This window comes from uncultured Helicobacter sp. (genome assembly GCF_947367035.1).
In the GTDB taxonomy this organism is placed as follows: Bacteria; Campylobacterota; Campylobacteria; order Campylobacterales; family Helicobacteraceae; genus Helicobacter_D.
Genome location: NZ_CANBCA010000017.1, coordinates 1 through 18,901, shown reverse-complemented (window position 1 = coordinate 18,901; position 18,901 = coordinate 1). Strand labels below are relative to the sequence as shown.

17 protein-coding genes and 1 tRNA gene are annotated in these 18,901 nt (G+C 33.2%); 9 read left to right on the top strand and 9 right to left on the bottom strand.

What is annotated here, in order from left to right; genetic code table 11:
• From Q0Y61_RS06660 to Q0Y61_RS06640, 5 genes are all read right to left on the bottom strand, one after another.
• Window positions 1–807 (bottom strand): cell division protein FtsX, encoded by an 807-nt coding sequence (locus tag Q0Y61_RS06660; RefSeq protein WP_297813302.1) that lies wholly within the window; start codon window positions 805–807, stop codon window positions 1–3.
• On the bottom strand, window positions 794–1,462 hold the full coding sequence (locus Q0Y61_RS06655) for an ABC transporter ATP-binding protein (RefSeq protein WP_297813300.1): 669 nt from the start codon (window positions 1,460–1,462) through the stop codon (window positions 794–796). The genes Q0Y61_RS06660 and Q0Y61_RS06655 overlap by 14 nt, the downstream gene beginning before the upstream one ends.
• A complete protein-coding gene (gene trmB / locus Q0Y61_RS06650; RefSeq protein ID WP_297813298.1) occupies window positions 1,462–2,811 on the bottom strand; it encodes a tRNA (guanosine(46)-N7)-methyltransferase TrmB in 1,350 nt (449 codons plus the stop codon). Before trmB ends, Q0Y61_RS06655 begins: the two co-directional genes overlap by 1 nt.
• 4 nt (window positions 2,812–2,815) lie before the next feature.
• Window positions 2,816–4,057, bottom strand: a complete 1,242-nt coding sequence (locus Q0Y61_RS06645; protein ID WP_297813295.1) for a fibronectin type III domain-containing protein — start codon at window positions 4,055–4,057, stop codon at window positions 2,816–2,818.
• 91 nt (window positions 4,058–4,148) lie between these two features.
• Entirely contained in the window at window positions 4,149–5,264 is a 1,116-nt protein-coding gene (locus tag Q0Y61_RS06640; RefSeq protein ID WP_297813291.1) for an RluA family pseudouridine synthase, read from the bottom strand.
• Window positions 5,265–5,331: 67 nt separating this feature from the next.
• Here Q0Y61_RS06640 and Q0Y61_RS06635 point away from each other — a divergent pair, with 67 nt between their 5' ends.
• The 8 genes from Q0Y61_RS06635 (at window position 5,332) to Q0Y61_RS06600 (ending at window position 11,758) form a co-directional block, all read left to right on the top strand.
• Window positions 5,332–6,459: an FtsW/RodA/SpoVE family cell cycle protein gene (locus Q0Y61_RS06635; RefSeq protein ID WP_297813288.1), complete on the top strand. Its 1,128-nt coding sequence runs from the start codon at window positions 5,332–5,334 to the stop codon at window positions 6,457–6,459.
• Window positions 6,437–6,513: transfer RNA gene (locus Q0Y61_RS06630), tRNA-Ile, on the top strand. Before Q0Y61_RS06635 ends, Q0Y61_RS06630 begins: the two co-directional genes overlap by 23 nt.
• A 34-nt stretch (window positions 6,514–6,547) precedes the next feature.
• Window positions 6,548–6,775: a hypothetical protein gene (locus tag Q0Y61_RS06625; protein ID WP_297813285.1), complete on the top strand. Its 228-nt coding sequence runs from the start codon at window positions 6,548–6,550 to the stop codon at window positions 6,773–6,775.
• A gap of 10 nt (window positions 6,776–6,785) precedes the next feature.
• On the top strand, window positions 6,786–7,634 hold the full coding sequence (locus tag Q0Y61_RS06620) for a TerB family tellurite resistance protein (RefSeq protein ID WP_297813282.1): 849 nt from the start codon (window positions 6,786–6,788) through the stop codon (window positions 7,632–7,634).
• A gap of 21 nt (window positions 7,635–7,655) precedes the next feature.
• On the top strand, window positions 7,656–9,662 hold the full coding sequence (ciaB, locus tag Q0Y61_RS06615) for an invasion protein CiaB (protein ID WP_297813279.1): 2,007 nt from the start codon (window positions 7,656–7,658) through the stop codon (window positions 9,660–9,662).
• A 9-nt stretch (window positions 9,663–9,671) separates the two neighbouring features.
• The gene (locus tag Q0Y61_RS06610; RefSeq protein ID WP_297813276.1) at window positions 9,672–10,502 is read left to right on the top strand and encodes a protein-glutamate O-methyltransferase CheR; all 831 of its coding nucleotides are present in this window, start codon (window positions 9,672–9,674) and stop codon (window positions 10,500–10,502) included.
• 1 nt (window position 10,503) lies between these two features.
• Window positions 10,504–11,172 carry a CheB methylesterase domain-containing protein gene (locus Q0Y61_RS06605; protein WP_297813273.1) on the top strand — a complete coding sequence of 223 codons (669 nt, stop codon included), beginning with the start codon at window positions 10,504–10,506 and terminating at the stop codon, window positions 11,170–11,172.
• Window positions 11,165–11,758, top strand: coding sequence for a YigZ family protein (locus Q0Y61_RS06600; RefSeq protein WP_297813269.1), 594 nt, complete (start codon window positions 11,165–11,167; stop codon window positions 11,756–11,758). The genes Q0Y61_RS06605 and Q0Y61_RS06600 overlap by 8 nt, the downstream gene beginning before the upstream one ends.
• A gap of 28 nt (window positions 11,759–11,786) precedes the next feature.
• Here the strand turns inward: Q0Y61_RS06600 and Q0Y61_RS06595 are convergent, their stop codons facing one another.
• Genes Q0Y61_RS06595 through typA form a run of 4 tightly spaced genes read right to left on the bottom strand, consistent with a single transcriptional unit; the run spans window position 11,787 to window position 18,005 of the window.
• The gene (locus tag Q0Y61_RS06595; protein WP_297813266.1) at window positions 11,787–13,178 is read right to left on the bottom strand and encodes a PhoH family protein; all 1,392 of its coding nucleotides are present in this window, start codon (window positions 13,176–13,178) and stop codon (window positions 11,787–11,789) included.
• Window positions 13,179–15,551: a ribonucleoside-diphosphate reductase subunit alpha gene (locus Q0Y61_RS06590; protein ID WP_297813263.1), complete on the bottom strand. Its 2,373-nt coding sequence runs from the start codon at window positions 15,549–15,551 to the stop codon at window positions 13,179–13,181.
• A gap of 9 nt (window positions 15,552–15,560) precedes the next feature.
• On the bottom strand, window positions 15,561–16,184 hold the full coding sequence (locus Q0Y61_RS06585) for an NAD(P)H-dependent oxidoreductase (protein ID WP_297813261.1): 624 nt from the start codon (window positions 16,182–16,184) through the stop codon (window positions 15,561–15,563).
• Between the two features lie 21 nt (window positions 16,185–16,205).
• Window positions 16,206–18,005 carry a translational GTPase TypA gene (gene typA / locus Q0Y61_RS06580; protein ID WP_297813258.1) on the bottom strand — a complete coding sequence of 600 codons (1,800 nt, stop codon included), beginning with the start codon at window positions 18,003–18,005 and terminating at the stop codon, window positions 16,206–16,208.
• A gap of 130 nt (window positions 18,006–18,135) precedes the next feature.
• On the opposite strand from typA, the gene Q0Y61_RS06575 reads away from it, so the two are divergent.
• The coding region (locus tag Q0Y61_RS06575; RefSeq protein ID WP_297813255.1) for a hypothetical protein at window positions 18,136–18,901 on the top strand (766 nt) is incomplete at its 3' end.

Here is an 18,901-nt window from a genome sequence, read left to right as displayed (position 1 = left end):
TTAATCTCTATGTTGCAAGCTGACAATCCACACAGCAATGAGTGAAACAGTAAGTCCTGTTAAAAGCAGAACAATAGAATCCAAAAAGGGTGAAAAAATCTCTGGATTCATTCCAAGTTCTTGCAAAAAGATAAGTAAAGTTGGATTTTGTGAAATATAAACCAAACCACTAGAAACAATGATGGTTGCAAGAATGGTATCAAAACAAGCAAGACGAAATAGCACTTGAGAGCGCATCCAAAGTGGTGCTCCAAGTAAAGTCATAATTTCCATTCTTTCTAAATGTTGAAATTTCCAAATTTCAATTTGCTTAAACATTAAAAGTAAGCTAATGAGCGCAATAAGGCTTGAAAAAATCATCGTGCTACCATTGATAATCAATAATAACTGATAAATTTGACTATGGCTTTTGGTAAAAGTTTCAATGCGCAAGATTCCATCTATTTCACCTAAGGTTTTATGAATTATTGCTAAACGCGCACTGCTAGGATAAGTGTTGAGTGTCAAAGAATAAAATTTTGGGAGAGATTTCTTAAGCAAAACAATATTGGCTTGGCTAATGTTTTTACTTAAACGCTCAAGAATGATTTTAGAATCAATAGGGCTTAAATCCTGTGCCTCACTGATTTTATTGCGCAAAATTTCTAACTTTAATTCTTTGGTGCTTGCAAGAATAATCGCATAATTTTTGCCTAATTTACTCTCATAATCATTTAAAGTGCGATGCACGAGTAAAATACTCTCTAATGCAAAAAGTAAAGCAATGAGTGGAATAATTAAGCTCAGGTGATTTTTAAGAGAGTTCATAAATAACCCCTTCTTCAATATGAAAATGACGATAATTTACTCCTAAAGTCTCTGGGATTCTATGAGTTACGACAACTACAGTGATGCCAAGTTGCACATTAACACCTTTCAATAAACTCCATATTACTTCAGAAGAATAGTCATCTAGGTTTCCTGTCGGCTCATCTGCTAAAATCAAAAGCGGATTGTGAGAAAGCGCACGTGCCATTGCTACACGTTGTTGTTCCCCCCCACTTAATTCTAGAGGATATTTACTTCCTTTATGGGAAAGTTTAATATGTGCTAAAAGCCTATCAGTTTGGGATTGACAGGATTCTTTTGTGAAACCTCCAATAATCATAGGAAGCATAACATTTTTTTCCACATTGAAATCCTTAATAAGCTTATAATCTTGAAAAATAATGCCTAAATATCTGCGCAAAATTTCAATATTTTTTTTGTTTGCCTTAAACATTTCTACCCCGCAAACTTCTAAAGAACCACTTTTAAGAGGTAAATCCCCATAGATAGAACGCATTAATGTGCTTTTACCACTTCCACTTGGACCGCTGATAAATACAAATTCTTTTGGATAAATATTAAAACTTGCATTTTTAATAATGATTTCATTTTTGTAACCTAGATTAATATTTTTTGCCTGAATGATTGCGTCCATTAAATTTCCTTATAATGAAGGTTGAAGTCGTTTTGGATTAGTTGAAGTAATTCTAAGTGGGATTGATAATTAAGATAGGTCGGTAATGGATTTTCATTAAAATATTCTATGTGATTGGTTTGCAACACATAACGAGTTTGCGGATAATTAAAATCCCCAAAAGAGACCTTCAGCAAACAAACAGGTTGCAAAGAATCAGAATCGCTGAGGAATAAATCTTCTAAATGCAAGAAATAGTTATTCTGCACGATTTTGGTCTGATGAAAGCTGATAGGCGAGAATAGTAGAGGTTTGGAATTAGAATCTAAAAAAGTAAAATCAAAGTTCAATGGACGCGGAGCAGAGGAATGTAGAGCGAAAAATTCAAGATTATAAATCTCTTTATTTTGTTTAAGCCATCTTGCTTCATATTTACTTGTGATGGTTGAGTTTGTGTTTATTTGTGATTCTATCTGAAAATCTGTTTTGAAATTTTGTGCTAGGTTTTGAGCATAGTTAAAATATTCTAAACTATCTGTTCGTAGTTGTAAATGTCCCTTTGGTTTTAATGTGCGTGCACTTTGAGTTAGGAAGCTTTGACTTAGGATTCTGCGAGTGGGTTGCTTCTCCCAAGGCACAGGAAAATGCACAAAAATCTTATCCAAACTATTAGAGGGAAGTAATTCCAGGAAAATGCGTGCATCATAAGCAAGAATTAAAATATTTTTAAGATCCAAAAGCCCGATTTGGCGTGCAACTTGCTCTAATGATGGGCGATGGATTTCTAAGCCAATGTGTAAGATTTTGGGATAATTTTTGGCATTGTGTAGTAAATGACGCCCACTGCCAAAACCAATTTCTAGCCAAACTTTTGGAAAAGTAGTGGAATCTTGCGAGGGTTTATCTGTTTTTTGATTGTCTTTATTGTCGGGTTTTTTAAACTTAGAAGCTTGTGCTTTTAATAAATGTTTAAAGTCTAAAAAGTCTTCAATATTTTTAATAGATGGAAGTTTGTGTTTTAATGCAAGATTTTTACCCTCCAAATTATGTGTAAGAATAGAATTTTGGAAATTCATCAAAATCTTTAATGCATGTTTAATGATTTCAATAGGAGAAATGCGTGAATACTTGTCAAAATGAACAAGAGTTTCTTGTGTTTTGCGCGAAGACTGCAAATATGTTTTAATTTCTAAGAAAAATTTTTTAACTTTTTCTTTGGAATCTTTGGGTGTAAAACAAACCTGTAACAAAGAAAAAGATGGGTTGTGTGTGGAATAAAACCTCTGTATAAAACAAAACTCCCCCATTTGGCTTGCAACTTTTAATGGGAGGGGCGGAAGGTTTAGCTGTGTTGTTTTAAAATGTGGCATTGGTTTATTTAGGTAAAGAAAGCACAACTTCTTGAGATGGTTTGGATTCTAATCCATTTTTATCTATTGTGCTGACACGATAATAGTATTTTTCTCCCGCTTTAATTTCTCTGTCAATAAATTCTGTAGTTAGGACTTTGTTGTAACGTAGAGTTTCCCCAAAGAATATAGAATCTTTTTTATAGACGATATATTCTGTGGCGCGGTTATCCGTAGGATTCCATCTTAGCACAACGGAACCATTTTCAATTTGTGCATAGGTTATATTGGGTGCATTTGGTACTGATAAAGTAGAACCTATGATAGGTCCTACTTCTAAACTATCAATCCCATCTTTATCTGTGGCGATGATTTTATAATTATATTGTTCCCCATCTTTATCAATTAAATCTTGATAAGAGTTTGTATTGCTAGGTAATGTAGCAAGAGTAGTATAAAAACTAGAAATAAACCCCGAACGTAAAATTTTATAAGAAGTTACTTCAGGATTGTTGTGTAGATTCCAACTTAAATTGATTTGTTTTGGAATATTATTGGTTGCTTTGAAATTAGTAATTTGCGCAGGTTTTGATTTGGTGGTTGCTTGGACGCTTTTAGAGGGAATAGAGCGAGAACCATTTGCATTATAGGCTATGACTTGGTATTCATAAGTTGTGCCATCTTCTAGCTTAGTATCTAAATATTCTACAAGTAAGCGGTTGGGGATTTTGTTTAACTCTTTCCAATTCCCATTTTTTTCCTTTCGTTCTACAATATAACCATTAACGCGTGTATCTTGATGAGGACTCCAAATAATTTTTACTTTTCTTGGATAGTTACTAATTGCTTCGACATAATTAACCGCACTAATAGAATGTGTTTTTGCAGTAATAGCTTGAGAAAAACTGGAGACATTTTTCTGCTTGTCAAAAGAAGCAAATTGATAGACATATTCTGTATTAGAATCTAGTTTGTTATCTGCATAATGTGTAATAAAGCGCGAATCTAGTGTGGCGATTTTGCTAAAATTTTGTGCATTAGCTTGTTTGCGATAGATATAGTAACCTGCAATTTCTGGATCTTGAATAGAATCCCATTCAAAAGCATTGGTGTTAATATCACTTAGAACTCGGATATTTTTTGGAGGCATTATGGAACTATTGACACTTGGATTTGGATTTATCATCGTAGAGCAACCATTAAAAGCCAACATCAAAATAGAAACGATTCCACCTAGAAAAAAACTGAATGGACGATTTAAAATCATTTGGATTCCTTAAATAATGCAATGTAGAAAGTAAAACTTATTAATTTTAACATAAATATATAATGTAGTGCAAGATTTGTTATAAAGAATTTTAAGAGAAAATGGATTGATATAAATTGTCAAGGGGAAAAATGAGGTTTGCATAAGAATCTTGATAGGATTTTAAATCAAAATGTGTTTTTAAAAAATCTTGCATTTCTTTAAAGGGTGGAGCATAAAGATATAAAATATCATTATTTTTTGGGTGTTTTAAGTATAATAGATGAGAGTGAAGTGCAATTCTATCTTGTGAAAACTCTTTATGGCTGGAACCTTTTGGATAACCATAGAAGACATCTCCTAGGATATGGCGATTTAAGCCGCTTAAATGTGCGCGAATTTGATGAGTGCGCCCACTAAAAAGTTTTGCCCCAATTAATTCATAGTGTTTGCTATTTGCGGAGGCGATTTTGAAAAATGCAGTTTTGGCAGATCTTGCATCAAGATTCTCTTTATTTGCAACAATGTATTTTAAGCGGTTTTTGGAATGACGAATTAAAGGGGAATCTACAATTTGCGATTCTTTTAGTTTTTTATCAATAATGCAGAGATAATAGCGTCCCATTTGGCGCATTTGAAGTTGTTGTTTTAAATGTTCGTGTGCAAAATTAGTCTTAGCAATAACAATTGCACCACTTGTGCCTTTATCTAACCTATGAACGATACCTGCACGATAAGAATCCCCAAGGTTAGAAAGTGAGAAATTTTGCTCTTGTAACCAATGGACAAGAGTCCATTGCGTGTCTTGTTGGTTGGTGCGATGCACGATTAATCCAGCAGGTTTATTTAAAACTAATATATCCTCATCTTGGTAGAGGATTGGAATCTCTAAGTTTTCGGGTTTTATTAAATTATTTGTTTTAGATATTTCTTTTTGAATTACAAGAATATCTTTTGGTTTTAAGGTTATTCCGTGTTTTTTTAAAGTTACACCGTTGAGTAAAATTTTCTCTTTAGAAATTAATTTCTCTACTTGTGAGCGTGAAATTTGAAGTGTTTTTGCGATAAAGATATCTGCTCTGATTCCTGTTTCATCAGAGTTAGGAGTGAGGGTTTGGCAAGAAATTTTATGGGATTTTTCCAAAGTATCCAAGTGATTTTGAATAAAATCCTGATTTGGAGATAGAGTAATACTAAAGAAAGAATGAACTTTATGAGTTTTTTTCATTTATTTTGTGCTTTATTTAAAATTTATGTTAAAATTACGCCTTAAATATCATTATTTGGGATTGTTTTTGTTTAATTTTAATCATAAAATTTTAGCATATTTTGATTGGACTTTACCTTTATTGATTACTCCCATTATTTTGCTTTCTTGGTTTTTAATTAATGAGAATAGTGAGTTTTTGGGCAATAAAGTTATAATATATGTGGGTGTAGGATTGTTGATTTTTGCAATAGTCTTTTTAATTCCTGCACGCAAAATCCCTTGGTTTATCGTCAGTTTTTATTGTATTAATATCATATTATTGGTCTTGGTGGAGTTTTTTGGAGATACGCGTTTAGGAGCACAAAGGTGGCTTGAGATTCCCTTTATACACTTTACTTTTCAGCCATCAGAAACAATGAAACCCGCATTAATTTTAATGTTGGCTTATTATGCTAGTGAAAAACCACCAAGTAAAAATGGTTATAAGTTATTAGATTTTTTGAAATTATCTTTTTTGATTCTTTTACCCTTTTTATTAGTGTTAAAACAACCAGATTTAGGAACGGCACTCGTCTTGTTATTAATGAGCTTTGGTGCGTTGTTTTTGGTCGGTGTCAATTATAAAATTTGGCTCACTTTAGCGGTTGGTATTTTGTTTTTATCGCCAATTTTATATGCAAACTTGCACGATTATCAAAAAAAACGGATTGTGGATTTTATCTCTAAAGAGCCAGATTATCAAGTTAAACAAGCAATGATTGCAATTGGTTCAGGTGGTATTTATGGAAAAGAAAAAGAGGAGGCAACGCAGGCACTCTATAAGTTTTTACCTATTGCGACAAGTGATTTCATCTTTCCTTATTTTGTAGAAAGATTTGGTTTTATAGGTGTGATCGGGTTATTTATTTTATATGGCTCTTTAATCTTCCATATTTTTTCTATGAGTTTGGAAAATGAAAAAGACTATTTTTTGAAAGTTGTGTCTTATTGTGCAGGGTTGTTAATTTTTATTTATTCTGGAGTAAATATTGCAATGACGATAGGATTAGCCCCAGTAGTTGGGATTCCACTTCCATTGTTTAGTTATGGAGGGAGTAGTTTTATTACTTTTATGATTCTTTTTGCAGTATTAGAAAATTTACTTGCCTTTAGATACAAATTTGTGTATAATCATAGCTCTTTTTCAAAAAGGGCTCTTAGCTCAGCTGGTTAGAGCACTCGGCTCATAACCGATTGGTCATAGGTTCAAGTCCTATAGAGCCCACCACATATTGCACAATAATAATTTAGGAAACTTTAAGATGGAAAAAATACAATGTCAAAATATTAAATGTCAAGGGTGTATTCAAAAAATCAATGAAGCACTTTTGCAAAAATATCCTTCTTTGCAAGTGGATATATCAAGCCAAAGTATAGCAGTAGAAGCAGATGAGGCTGGAATTGCAGAAATTAAACTTAAGCTTCAAGAGTTGGGATTCTTAAATGAAAGTGGAATTTTAGGCAAGTTTAAACGGTTTTTTAAAAAATAAAAGAGGTTGAATGGAGATTTTATTATTTATTACGATCGTGATTATTGCTATTGCATTAATGAATTTCAAAGATTATTTAAATAATCCTCAAAAGCGTCCTCGTATTAATACTAAAGAGGAGAATAATGAGTTTAGTGAATATCAAAATCCTTATAAAAAACAAGAACAAACTCCAAGTCTTAGTAGAGAAGAAAAAATTAGAAATAGCGAATATGGTTTAATTGTTGCACTTTTATCCAAACTTGCTCAAAGTGATGGCAAAGTATGTGAATTAGAGCAAGAACTTATGGAAAATACAATGCAAGATATTGCAGAGGCATTATGTTTGCAAAGTGCAATGAACCAAAAAGATGAAATATTAGAGATTTTGCATAAAATTTTTAATTCAACGAATGCAAGTGTGGAATCTCTTACTCAAGAATATGCGGCACTTACAAAAGGGCAATATAAAAGTCGTTTGAAAATAGTAGAATATTTGCTTGCACTTGCTTATGCCGATGGAGAGTTAGGCAGTAATGAGCGCGAGATGATTTTAGATGTTGCAGCGTATTTGGAAATTAGTAATGATGATTTTAATGCTTTGTATGATACATTTGAAAAATTTTATGCACAAAAACAAATAGATTCTAATTTAAAAGAAGCCTATGAAACCTTGGGTGTTCAACCAGAAGATACAATGGAACAGATTAAGAAAACCTATAAAAATCTTGTGCGTCAATTTCATCCAGATATTTTGTATCATAAAGGTTTGGAACAATCTATTATGGAAACTAGCACACAAAAATTACAAAAGATTAATTCTGCTTATCAAATGATTAAAGAACACAGGAGTAAAAACACTTTAAATTCTAGATTATAACGAATGTATAGGAGCATAAAAATGGAAATGGAAATTTTGCAAGATGTCGCAAAGGTTTATAGACGCTTGGAACTTCAAAATAAACAAATCAATCAACTTTATAAATCAATAGAGACAAATCAGATTCCACATTTCTTAGAAAGTATATTTGTGCAGATTCCTCATAATCGTGAAACCTTACTTGCTTGTATTGAACGTGTAGTTACATTACAAGAATCTTCCTTAATGAATATGTTGCAAAAGCTTGAATTACCAGAAGAACAGGTAATTTCTTTGCGAATGCAATTACTAAAGATTACACAGAACTTTTATATGGATAAACATAAAAATTTATTGCAATATATTGCTAAAGAACAGCTTTTAACACCATTTTTTTGTGCATTATTGCAAGCAGTGCATAGAATTGGACTATGCTTTAATGATTTTTTTGTTGCCTGGCAACGGGATTTGATTTTAGGGATTAATCGGAAGCTTAATCAAACTTACTGCAATGATTTAGAGAAAATTTTAAAAGTTTTAGGACCTAGTTTTGAAGTTTCACATTCTAGCTCTTGTGCTATCTTGAATGGGATTGTTACTCAAGATACATTGCAGCAGTTGCCAAGTCAAAAAGATGAGTTTAGGCAAGAGAATGAAAAAAGTGATAGGAGTTACTCTGTCCCTGTGCTTAAAGGTTCTGTTTATCAAGCAGTCGCTTATGTAGAATTTTTTAAAGAAGAATTTAAAGCATTAAAAATTGCTTTTGACTCTAGTATAGAATCTCTAAGAAAGATTCCTGAAGTTTGTCCAAAGTTAGAACAAAAAAATGCGTATTTAAATTATCTTAGTGTGTTAAAATCGGCACTTATGCAAAGTAGCCCTAATAGGTTATTAGAATCTTGGCGACTTGTAGATAAAGCTTGGATGGCAATCTCCTCTCCTTTGCAAATTGGACACCCTTTAGAGTATTATGAAGACCATTTTAGAAGAGCAGTTGCGCCAGAATGGGATTTGCGTATCGCTAGAATTTATGAAGGTGTTGATTTGCTAAATCTGCAAGAATTACAAGATTGTAAAATCTCCAAAGAATCTATGTTGAAATTTTATCAATTTTATAGCTCAAAAGTGCCTGATACACAATATAAAAAAGAAATTGATACTTGTGTGCAAGAATCTTTGCTCAAAACACAGAGTTATGGAGGGTTACCCGCACTTTTTTATGGAGCAGAACTCAATGGGCTTTTTAGTGCTCAAGTTGTTCCAAATGATGAAAAAGTGAGTGAAAAGTATGGTAAAAAGATTTTTTATTTTCCAGATAGGGTGCGTGAGCTATCTTTAGCAAAGCCTTTTATGCTTTTATCTTCCAAGACTTTCCCAAAAGAATTTTTAGACTTTAATAGGGAGTTATTATTTTTTAGGAAAGAAGATTGGTATAAAGTTTATGAGATTTCAACGATTGGACACGAATTTGGACATATTTTATGGGTGAGTTTAGATAGTGAATTAAAAATGAATGGAAGTGGTCAATTCAAGAATATAGAGGAATTTAAGGCTACAATGGGGGGGCTTATTTATTATTTTCTATCCGCGAGTCAGCCACTTTTACAAGAGATTATATTTAATCTTATTGCACGCGCAGTTGGATTGATTGCCTGGATGAAAGAAGATGAGGTTTTGCCTTATTATTGTGAGGGTTTGATACATTTATCAGTATTATTTGGTGCAGGTATTTTGCGTTATAAAGGAAGTTTTGAAATGACTGCTTTGGAAGTAAATACTAATGAAAATGCAATGCAGCTCTTAAGAAAACAATATTTAGAAACTTACAATCAATTAATTTTAACTTATTTAAATAAACAAGATGCAAAAGTTTTTTTAGAAAATTATGTGATAAAAGATAAGGAGGGTAACTATAAACCTATAAAACCCGAAGTTAAAGCTTTTGTAGAAGATTATTATCAACAATATCAAGTGATTGGGCAAATCACTGATACGCTTACTCCACAAATGTGGCAAGAGATTTATAAAAAACAGCATAATTTAAACTAAAGAGGAATGATGTCTTTAAATATTAGTAATAATAATATTAATACAGCACGGGAAATGATTTATAAAATAGCAGGAATTTATCTGCCATCTAGCAAGGATTCTACAATTAAGAATCGTCTTGATGTTTTAAAAAGAAAATTTGGAATCCAAGATTTTGATGATTTTTTTAATCAAATTAAACAAGGGCAATTTAAACAAGAATTTATTAATGCTTTTACGACTAACAAAACAGATTTTTTCCGTGAGGAATTTCACTTTGAAGATATGTTGGATAGAATCTTGCCCCAAAGATTGAGGGGAAATGAACCGATGAAAGTCTATTGCTCAGCAAGTTCTACAGGAGAAGAGCCTTATTCTATTGCGGCTACCTTGCTTTATGCTAGAGAAGTTTATCGCTCTAATACACATATGAGTGTGCTTGCAACGGACATTGACACCTCTGTACTTGAGTTTGCTAAAGTAGGCAAATATATTGTGAATACCAAATTAAATCCTTTGCCAACTTGGTTAGATTTGAAAGATTATTTTGAGATAAAATATAAAAATGAATATGAGCTTTTTATGGAAGCTAAATTAAATTTAAAAAATATTTTGACTTTTAAACAGCAGAATCTTTATGACTCAAGGTATCCCTTTGCGCATAAAGAGTTTGATATTATTTTTTGTCGCAATGTATTAATTTATTTTAAGGTTTCAGACCAAGAACAAATCTTAAGTAAATTATTTTCCCATTTAAAAATTGGGGGAACTCTTTATCTTGGGCATTCAGAAAGTATTTTGAATCTTGCTCATAAAGTGGAACGTTTAGGAAAAAATATTTTTGTAAAAGTGATGGATTAATTTGGTTGTAAATATTCACGAAAAACATCATCCAGATTTATTGTTAAAATCTAATCCCTATAAGGGAGAGGGTAAAAAACTGATTGCTATTGGAGCAAGCACGGGGGGAGTAGATGCAATTGCAAAGATTTTACAATCCTTACCAAGAGATTTACCACCCATCGTCATTACACAACATATACCTGGTAATTTTTCTACTTCTTTTGCGCAAAGATTAAATAAAATTTCTAAGTTAGATGTATATGAGGTAAAAGAAAGAGTCGCTTTGTGTGATTCCTGCGCATATTTAGCAGCAGGTGGTTTGCATATGATTTTAGGAAAGCATTGTAACGATTATTATGCAACTGCTCAAGAGGGGATTCGTATTTCTCGTCATTGTCCAAGCGTAGATGTAATGTTTCGTAGTGTAAATAATGTTGTAGGAAAAAATGCTTTGGCTATTATTATGACAGGAATGGGAGATGATGGAAGTATTGGGATAAAAGAGCTTTATGACAATGGAGCTTATACGATTGCGCAAGACGAAGAGAGTTGCGTTGTATTCGGAATGCCTAAGCAAGCTATTGCAAAAGGTGCAATTTGTGAAGTCGTGGGATTAGATTCTATTATTCAAAGAATTCAAAGTTTTGCACAAGGAAGTCTTAAGCGCTTACAAGAGAGTAATGACTAAACTATATTATCCCTTAATGACCATAGAATCTAGTTTTGAAGTTAAAGGTTCAGAGTTTATTTCCTATTTAGTCGCAATAGGTAGTTTTGTAGAGTTTGTTGCTCAAATGCGAATAAAACACCCTAAAGCAGTGCATTTTGTAACCTCTTCACGCAAATTTAATCTACAAGGACAGATTGAAGAAAGTTTTAGTGATGATGGAGAGCCAAAAGGCACTTCAGGTATGCCGATATTAAAGGTCTTGCGTGGGTATGATTTGATAAATTGTGGATTATTGATTGTTCGTTATTTTGGAGGTACATTACTTGGCACAGGTGGGCTTGTGCGTGCTTACACACAAGGAGCAAGAGAGGTTGTAATCAAGGCAAAAGAGCAGGGTGCGTTGCAAGTATATACTCCTAAAGAAAAAGCGTATATTCAAGTTTCTTTTGCAATTTTCTCACAAGTGGAATATTTAATTAAGAAATTTGAAATTAACATTATTCAAAAAGAATTTGTAGAAAATAATGTATATTTGACGATAGAAGCAAGTTTAGAAAACTTGAAATTCTTTCTAGCTAAAGTAGAATTGTTGCAATATAATTAATGCACTTCTAAACGATTTAAAGCGTCGATTAGAAATTTTCCTCAAACCAACCTGCAATCTCACTCCGAATAGTCTGATGTAAAACAATGCCTGCTAGAAAATCATCTTGCTTTGCCTTTTGGAGGAGGCTTATTAAGCCATTACGATATTTACTGAGATAAGGATGGTCTATTTGCATAGGGTCTCCTAAAAAAACTATCCTAGAATCTTCTGCCATTCTCGTGCCAATAAGTTTAATCGTTGCGTTGGAGGCATTTTGAGCTTCATCAAAAATGACAAATTTTTTTGCAATGCTTACTCCACGTGCGTGGGCAATATCTAAAACTTCAATGTTGTGTTTATTTAAAAAATATTCTGTGGCTTCTTGGCTTTGTATGCTATTTGCTTCGCCACGATATTCTATACGTTTTGCTAAAGATTCCTTTTGCATTTTGGTAATCATAAAGTTAATCGCACTAAAGAGAGGATACATAAAGTAATTGAGCTTTTGATTCTCATCGCCTTTACGGAATCCAAGTTCTGCTTCTCTGTCATTTGCTGTGATGGTGTTGCGCAAATAAACAATTCCATTGATTGCACCTTTTTTAAGCAAATGTAAGCCAGCTTGCAGGGCAATGAGAGTTTTACCGCTACCTGTTGCACCGCTACAAATAGTAATTTTATTTTTAGAATGTGTCAGCAGTGCATAGAGGAATTTTTGCTCTAAATTAATTGGATTAACATAGAGTTTATCTTCTGTTAAACGCGTATCAAAGTCTAGGAGTTCAAAGATTCCATCTTGTTTAATGCCATAATATTTTCTTCCTGTAAAATAGAGGCTATTTTCAGTGTTATCCTGTTCCAATACTTCAATCAAACTCCAATTTTTAAGTGCCACAAATGTAGAACTAGATTCTACATTTTCTTTTAAATTATTTTTGTGTGCTTTAAAAGAATGCAAAAAACGAATGCTTTGTGGATTTTCTATTCTATCTCTCATTAAGGATTGTGAGGGAATATTTAAAGAAAGTGCATAGATTTTTAGTGAAATATCATTGGTAAGTAAAGTGAGATGATAATCTCTAGCAATTTCTAAAAGCCTAGCGTCATTTAATCCATAGTCTTTAGACTGAATCTTGTAGTTTGGACGATGAATGATTTGTAGGGGTATTTTATCTTCATTGCGTGCAAAGTAAATCGTGTGTATTTTATCTTCATTGCGTGCATTAAGCTCTGAAATGGAAGCAGAATCTCCTAAAATGTTTCTGAAAAATTCTCGTGCAAAAAACCCTGTTTCGTTGCTTAAATCTTTCTTTTTGTCTAATTCACTTAAAGTTACATCGCAAATAAAAACTGAATTTTGACCATTTTGGTAGAGAAAAAAGAGATTCTCCACATCATCTAAAATAACTGAAGTATCAATGAGATAGGATTTCTTCACCTATTGGCAACCCTCACACTCAATACTGCGGTCTATTGCATCTGCACTACTTTCTACTTCAATACTTTGAGAGCGCAAATAATAAGTGGATTTTAAACCTAGTTTCCACGCTAAAGTATAAATTTCATTCAAATATTTACCGCTTGCAAGATTTAAAGCCATAAAAATATTTGTGCTTTGCCCTTGGTCAATCCATTTTTGACGAATCGCTGCAGCCTTGATAAGCAATCTTTGGTCTATTTCATAAGCAGAAGTATAATAGTTCCAATTATCTAAGCTCAAATTAGGGGCAACGACAGGAATAAGCCCACTTAAATTTTCTTCAAACCATTTGCGTTTGTAAATTGGCTCAATCGTTTGTGTTGTTCCAACAAGAATAGAAATGGAGCTTGTGGGCGCAATTGCCATTAAATAACCATTGCGGATTCCTTTAGTTTTAACTTCTTTGCGTAAATTCTCCCAATCATAGACGAATCCAAAAAGCCCCCCCCTATCCACTAACTTCTTTGCTTCGTTGTTCGCCTTATCAATTGGGAAGATTCCTTGAGACCAATGAGAACCAATAAATTCGCTATAAACACCTTTTTCTTGAGCAAGGTTACAGCTTGCTTTTATCGCATTATAGCTTATCATTTCCATAATTTCATCAATTTTAGCCAAGTGATAATCACTTCCCCATTCAATGCGTGATTCTGCTAACATCTGTGCTTCACCCATTACACCCAATCCAATGGCGCGGTTATTTAGGTTTGTAACTTTAACTTTACGATTTGGGCAGAAGTTTAAATCAATCACATTATCTAGCATTCTTATAGCAATCGGCACGACACGTTCAATATCTTCTTTAGTATGGATTTTTGAAAGATTAATGGAAGCAAGATTACATACGGCTGTTTTACCATCTTTGGATTCTCTTTGAGCAATAAAGACTTTTTTCCCCCTAATGCTATCCATAGAAGTGATTTTATTGGAGGATTTTTTAATACCACAATCAGTAATAACTTCTTGATATTCAGCAAAATCTTCAATCGTCCCATCTTCATACTCTACGCGAATAAAGCATTCATTGGGTTCAGTGTTTTGAAAAATTTCTGTGCAAAGGTTGGAACTGCGAATAATTCCAGAATGCGAATTTGGATTTGCCCGATTGGCATTATCTTTGAAGCATAAAAAAGGTGAGCCTACCTCAAAGTAATTAGTCAAAATTCTTTTCCATAAATCTTTTGCTTTAATGGTTTCTTTTGGGATATTGGGGTCTTGCTCATATTGGATATAACGTGCTTCAAATGCATCTCCATAAAGATTTGTTAAATCCGAACAAGTAAGTGAATCAAACAAATTCCACAAGCCATCTTCACTTACACGTTTCATAAATAAATCTGGAATCCAAAGTGCAGGAAATAAATCGTGGGTTCTACGTCTTTCTTCCCCGCTATTTTTCTTAATATCTATGAAGTCAAAAATATCACTATGCCACGGCTCAAGATAGACAGAAATTGCCCCTTTGCGTGTGCCTAGTTGATCTACTGCAATTGCAATATCATTGGTAATTTTCAAGAAGGGAATCACTCCCCCCGCTGCGTTTTTGTGTCCATCAATGAAGCTCCCAAGACCACGAATTTTGGAGAAATCCCAACCGATTCCACCTCCATATTTGCTCAAAAGCGCCATTTCTTTGTAGGAATCAAAAATCCCTTCAATATTATCCGGTGTGCTTCCGATATAACACGAACTTAGCTGATGTCGCGGAGTTCTAGCATTAGAAAGCGTAGGTGTAGCTGCCATTACTTCAAATTTAGAAAGTAAATCATAGAATTGCTCTGCCCAAAAGTTCGGGTCTTGTTCATTTTGTGCTAAAAACATAGCAATACCCATAAACATATGTTGTGGCAACTCAATAGGCTCACCCTTTTTGTTTTTTAATAAATATCTATCATAAAGTGTTTTAATGCCAAGATAAGTAAATTGTAAATCTCTGCTTGAATCAATCTTTTTATCCAAACGTTCTAAATCAAACTTTTCTCTCATTCCTCTAATAATACGATTTTCATTTTCGCCTAATTCTAAATACTCACGCAAGGTTTTATAGCCATTAAAACCATTGACACGATGATATAAATCATATAAAAAAAGCCTTGAAGCAACAAAAGTCCAATTTGGGCAATCAATGTCAATTTTATCTACGGCAGTTTTAATTAGGGTTTGTTGAATCTCTTGTGTGGTGATTTTATCACGAAATTGTAATTTTGCATCTACTTCTAATTCACTTTGTGAAACACCCTCTAAGCCAACAACAGAATCACGCGTGTATTTTTGAATTTTGGTTACATCAAGTGGTTCAATTCTACCATTTCTTTTAATAACAGTTAGCATTATTCACCTTTATTTGTATTCTATTATTTCGTCTAACTTTAAGCGGAATCTTGGCTGTTGTTCCTTAGCGCGATAGCCAAAGCACACCACAAGTGCCACTTGCTCTTTTGTTGTATCTAAGTTTAAATACTTTTCCACTGCTTCCTTATCAAAGCCCTCAATATAGCAGGTGTCAATACCTAAATAACTTGCATACGCTACCATATAAGTTGCCATAATATAAGCTTGTAATGCACCCCAATGAAAGATATTTTTAGCACTTAAATATCCTCTTACATTTAAATGCCCTTGCAATGCACCATAAAAGCCCTCTAAAATTTCAGGATTTTGTGTTTTTCGTTGCACTTGAGAATTCAAATATGCACTCTTTGGGATAATGTCTTGGATTAAAGTTTTATAAATCACGACTTCACTTGCTGTTGTAATTTGTTCTTGATTCCAGCATAAAGGCTTCAATAACTTTTTAACTTCCTCACTTTGCACCACAACCATACGTGTAGGTTCTACACCAAAAGAGCTAGGTGCTAGTCTCCCCACCTCTAAAATTTCTGTAAAAGTCTCTTTTGGGATTCTTTGTCCATTAAACAATTTACAAGCGTGTCTAAAATTTATGGATTTTAAAAACTCATTCATAGTTTTCCTTTCTATAATGATTTAGGCTTTCTTTCTCTTTCTTTGTGTTGGATCTAAGACTTTTTTACGAATTCTAATATTTTTTGGAGTAATCTCCAAAATCTCATCTTCTTCAATCCATTCTAATGCACGTTCTAAGTTTAAATCTCTTGGAGGAGTAAGTTTAATAGCTTCATCACTGCCACTTGCACGCATATTGGTTAAATGTTTTGCTTTGATAGGATTAACATCCAAATCATTTTCACGACTATGTTCGCCAATCACCATACCAACATAAACTCTAGTTTGTGGCGGGATAAATAGCACACCACGTTCTTGAATATTTCCCAATGAAAAGGGCGTGGCTTCTCCGCTTTCCATTGAAATAAGTGCGCCATTACTTCTTGTCTCTACATTACCGCTAAAGGGGCGAAATTCTAAAAAGCTATTATTCATTACGCCTTCCCCTTTAGTATCTGTCAAAAATTCACTGCGGTAGCCAATAAGCCCACGTGCTGGAATCTCAAATTCTAAACGTGTATAACCCTCTCCCATAGGATTCATAGCCTTTAATTCTGCCTTTCTACGCCCTAGTTTTTCAATCACATTGCCTGCATAATCTTGGGGTGTATCAATGACTAAGGATTCAAAAGGCTCGCATTTTGTTCCTTCAATTTCTTTTACAATGACTTCAGGACGAGAAATGCTAAACTCATAATCCTCTCTGCGTAAGTTTTCTGCTAAAATAGTGATTTGTAGTTCTCCACGCCCACTAACTTTGAATTTTCCTTCACCCAATTCTTCAATTTTCATTGCAATATTTGTTTGCATTTCTTTTTCTAATCGTTCTTTTAGTTTATTGGCAGTTACGTGTTTGCCTTCTGTTCCAGCAAAGGGAGAATCATTGACTGCAAAATTCACACTCATTGTAGGTTCCTCTAGGTGCATAGGGTCTAGTGGGATTGGGTTGTTAATATCTACAATAGAATCTCCAACATTAATAGAATGGAATCCCGCTAATGCAATAATATCTCCCGCCTGTGCTTCATCAATTTCTGTTCTAGCAAGTCCATAAAAACCAATCAGTTTGGTAATTTTCCCGGTTATTTTCTCGCCATTACTTTTTGCAAGCATTACATTTTCACCCTTTTTGACTTTACCATTGAAGATTCTAGCAATTCCGATTTTGCCTACATAATTATCATAATCAAGGGTAAAGATTTGAATTTGTAGAGGGTTTGTGCTTTCACCACTTGGGAGTGGAACATATTCTAAAATTGCATCAAAAAGTGGCTCTAAATTTTTCTTCTCATCTTCTAGCTCTTTCATTGCATAACCATCACGTGCAGCAGCATAGATTACTGGAAAATCTAGTTGCTCTTCATTTGCTCCCATTGCTGAAAATAAATCAAAAACTTCATCAATGACTCGGTCAGGTTGTGCAGCAGGTTTATCAATTTTATTGACGATAACAATTGGTCTAATTCCAAGTGCAAGGGCTTTTTTAACGACAAATTTAGTTTGAGGCATTACGCCCTCTTGTGCATCTACAAGCAAGAGGACACCATCTACCATTTTTAAAACACGTTCAACTTCTCCTCCAAAATCAGCGTGTCCAGGAGTGTCAATGATATTAATTTTTGTGCCTTTATAGTTAATTGCAGTATTTTTAGATAAAATCGTGATTCCTCTTTCTTTTTCAATGGCATTACTATCCATTACGCGTTCATCAACTTGCTCGTGGTTTGCAAAAGTTCCTGATTGTCTAAGTAATCCATCTACAAGTGTAGTTTTTCCGTGATCAACGTGTGCAATCACTGCAATATTTCTAATTTCTTGCATTTTTTCCTCTATTGATAAAATAAAGAGCGGATTTTATCTAAAACAATCTTAAACAAATGAACAAAAATCTATGGAATGACTTTTGCTTATACTTTATAAAAATCCTTAAATTTTAAAGAGAGGCACAACAATGCTACCTTTATTAGAGATTGAGAAAATCAATCAAAAAAGTGCAGTGAAAACTCAAAATAGCAAAAATGTAAATGAAAGTAAAAATGAAAGTGATGGATTTGCTGAAATCTTTAATTTTCTAAGTTCAGATAAAAATGTGAAAAAATCTGAAATAAAATCTAAAAATATTCCCTCAAATGTACAAGTAGATTTTCAAGATACTGATAAACTCTTAAAGAGCGAGAAAAATCAAAGCAAGATTTTAAAAAGTTTAGATGAAAAATATAATCTTTCTAAAAACTTTTTAGATTCACAAAGAACAGAAGTGCAAACTAAAAACATAAAAACTAAGTTTTCTAGTAACTCATCTCTTTCTTTGCCAACTAATATAACTTTAAAAAACGCGAAAGATTTATTAGAGTTTTCAAAGACGCAAAAACAAGAGACAAAAACCTTGAAAGATTTAAGTAAAGTTGCTGATGATTTGAAGTTAAATGTCCAAAAAATCAGTATGCAAGCAGGAGACGGGAACCAAGTTAAAAATCCCAAAGATGTTATTAAACAAGAAATATTGCCCGCAAAAGAAGTCTTAATTCTTAATGAGAATCTCAAAACAAATCTTAATGTAAAATCAACACAAAAAACCAATAAAGAATCTCCTAATATTTTGAGTAGTCTTTTACAAGATAAAGAATTAATAGATAAAGCTTCCAAATCCAATTCAACTCAAAAAACAACAGATTCTAAAGAGCTAAAACTAACAAGCCAAGATTCTATTTCTAAAG

Bases quoted from the DNA above. Each gene is read 5' to 3' on its own strand.
- Q0Y61_RS06660 (WP_297813302.1), bottom strand. From the start codon at position 807: ATGAACTCTCTTAAAAATCACCTGAGCTTAATTATTCCACTCATTGCT.
- Q0Y61_RS06655 (WP_297813300.1), bottom strand. From the start codon at position 1,462: ATGGACGCAATCATTCAGGCAAAAAATATTAATCTAGGTTACAAAAAT.
- trmB (WP_297813298.1), bottom strand. From the start codon at position 2,811: ATGCCACATTTTAAAACAACACAGCTAAACCTTCCGCCCCTCCCATTA.
- Q0Y61_RS06645 (WP_297813295.1), bottom strand. From the start codon at position 4,057: ATGATTTTAAATCGTCCATTCAGTTTTTTTCTAGGTGGAATCGTTTCT.
- Q0Y61_RS06640 (WP_297813291.1), bottom strand. From the start codon at position 5,264: ATGAAAAAAACTCATAAAGTTCATTCTTTCTTTAGTATTACTCTATCT.
- Q0Y61_RS06625 (WP_297813285.1), top strand. From the start codon at position 6,548: ATGGAAAAAATACAATGTCAAAATATTAAATGTCAAGGGTGTATTCAA.
- Q0Y61_RS06620 (WP_297813282.1), top strand. From the start codon at position 6,786: ATGGAGATTTTATTATTTATTACGATCGTGATTATTGCTATTGCATTA.
- ciaB (WP_297813279.1), top strand. From the start codon at position 7,656: ATGGAAATGGAAATTTTGCAAGATGTCGCAAAGGTTTATAGACGCTTG.
- Q0Y61_RS06610 (WP_297813276.1), top strand. From the start codon at position 9,672: ATGTCTTTAAATATTAGTAATAATAATATTAATACAGCACGGGAAATG.
- Q0Y61_RS06600 (WP_297813269.1), top strand. From the start codon at position 11,165: ATGACTAAACTATATTATCCCTTAATGACCATAGAATCTAGTTTTGAA.
- Q0Y61_RS06590 (WP_297813263.1), bottom strand. From the start codon at position 15,551: ATGCTAACTGTTATTAAAAGAAATGGTAGAATTGAACCACTTGATGTA.
- Q0Y61_RS06585 (WP_297813261.1), bottom strand. From the start codon at position 16,184: ATGAATGAGTTTTTAAAATCCATAAATTTTAGACACGCTTGTAAATTG.
- typA (WP_297813258.1), bottom strand. From the start codon at position 18,005: ATGCAAGAAATTAGAAATATTGCAGTGATTGCACACGTTGATCACGGA.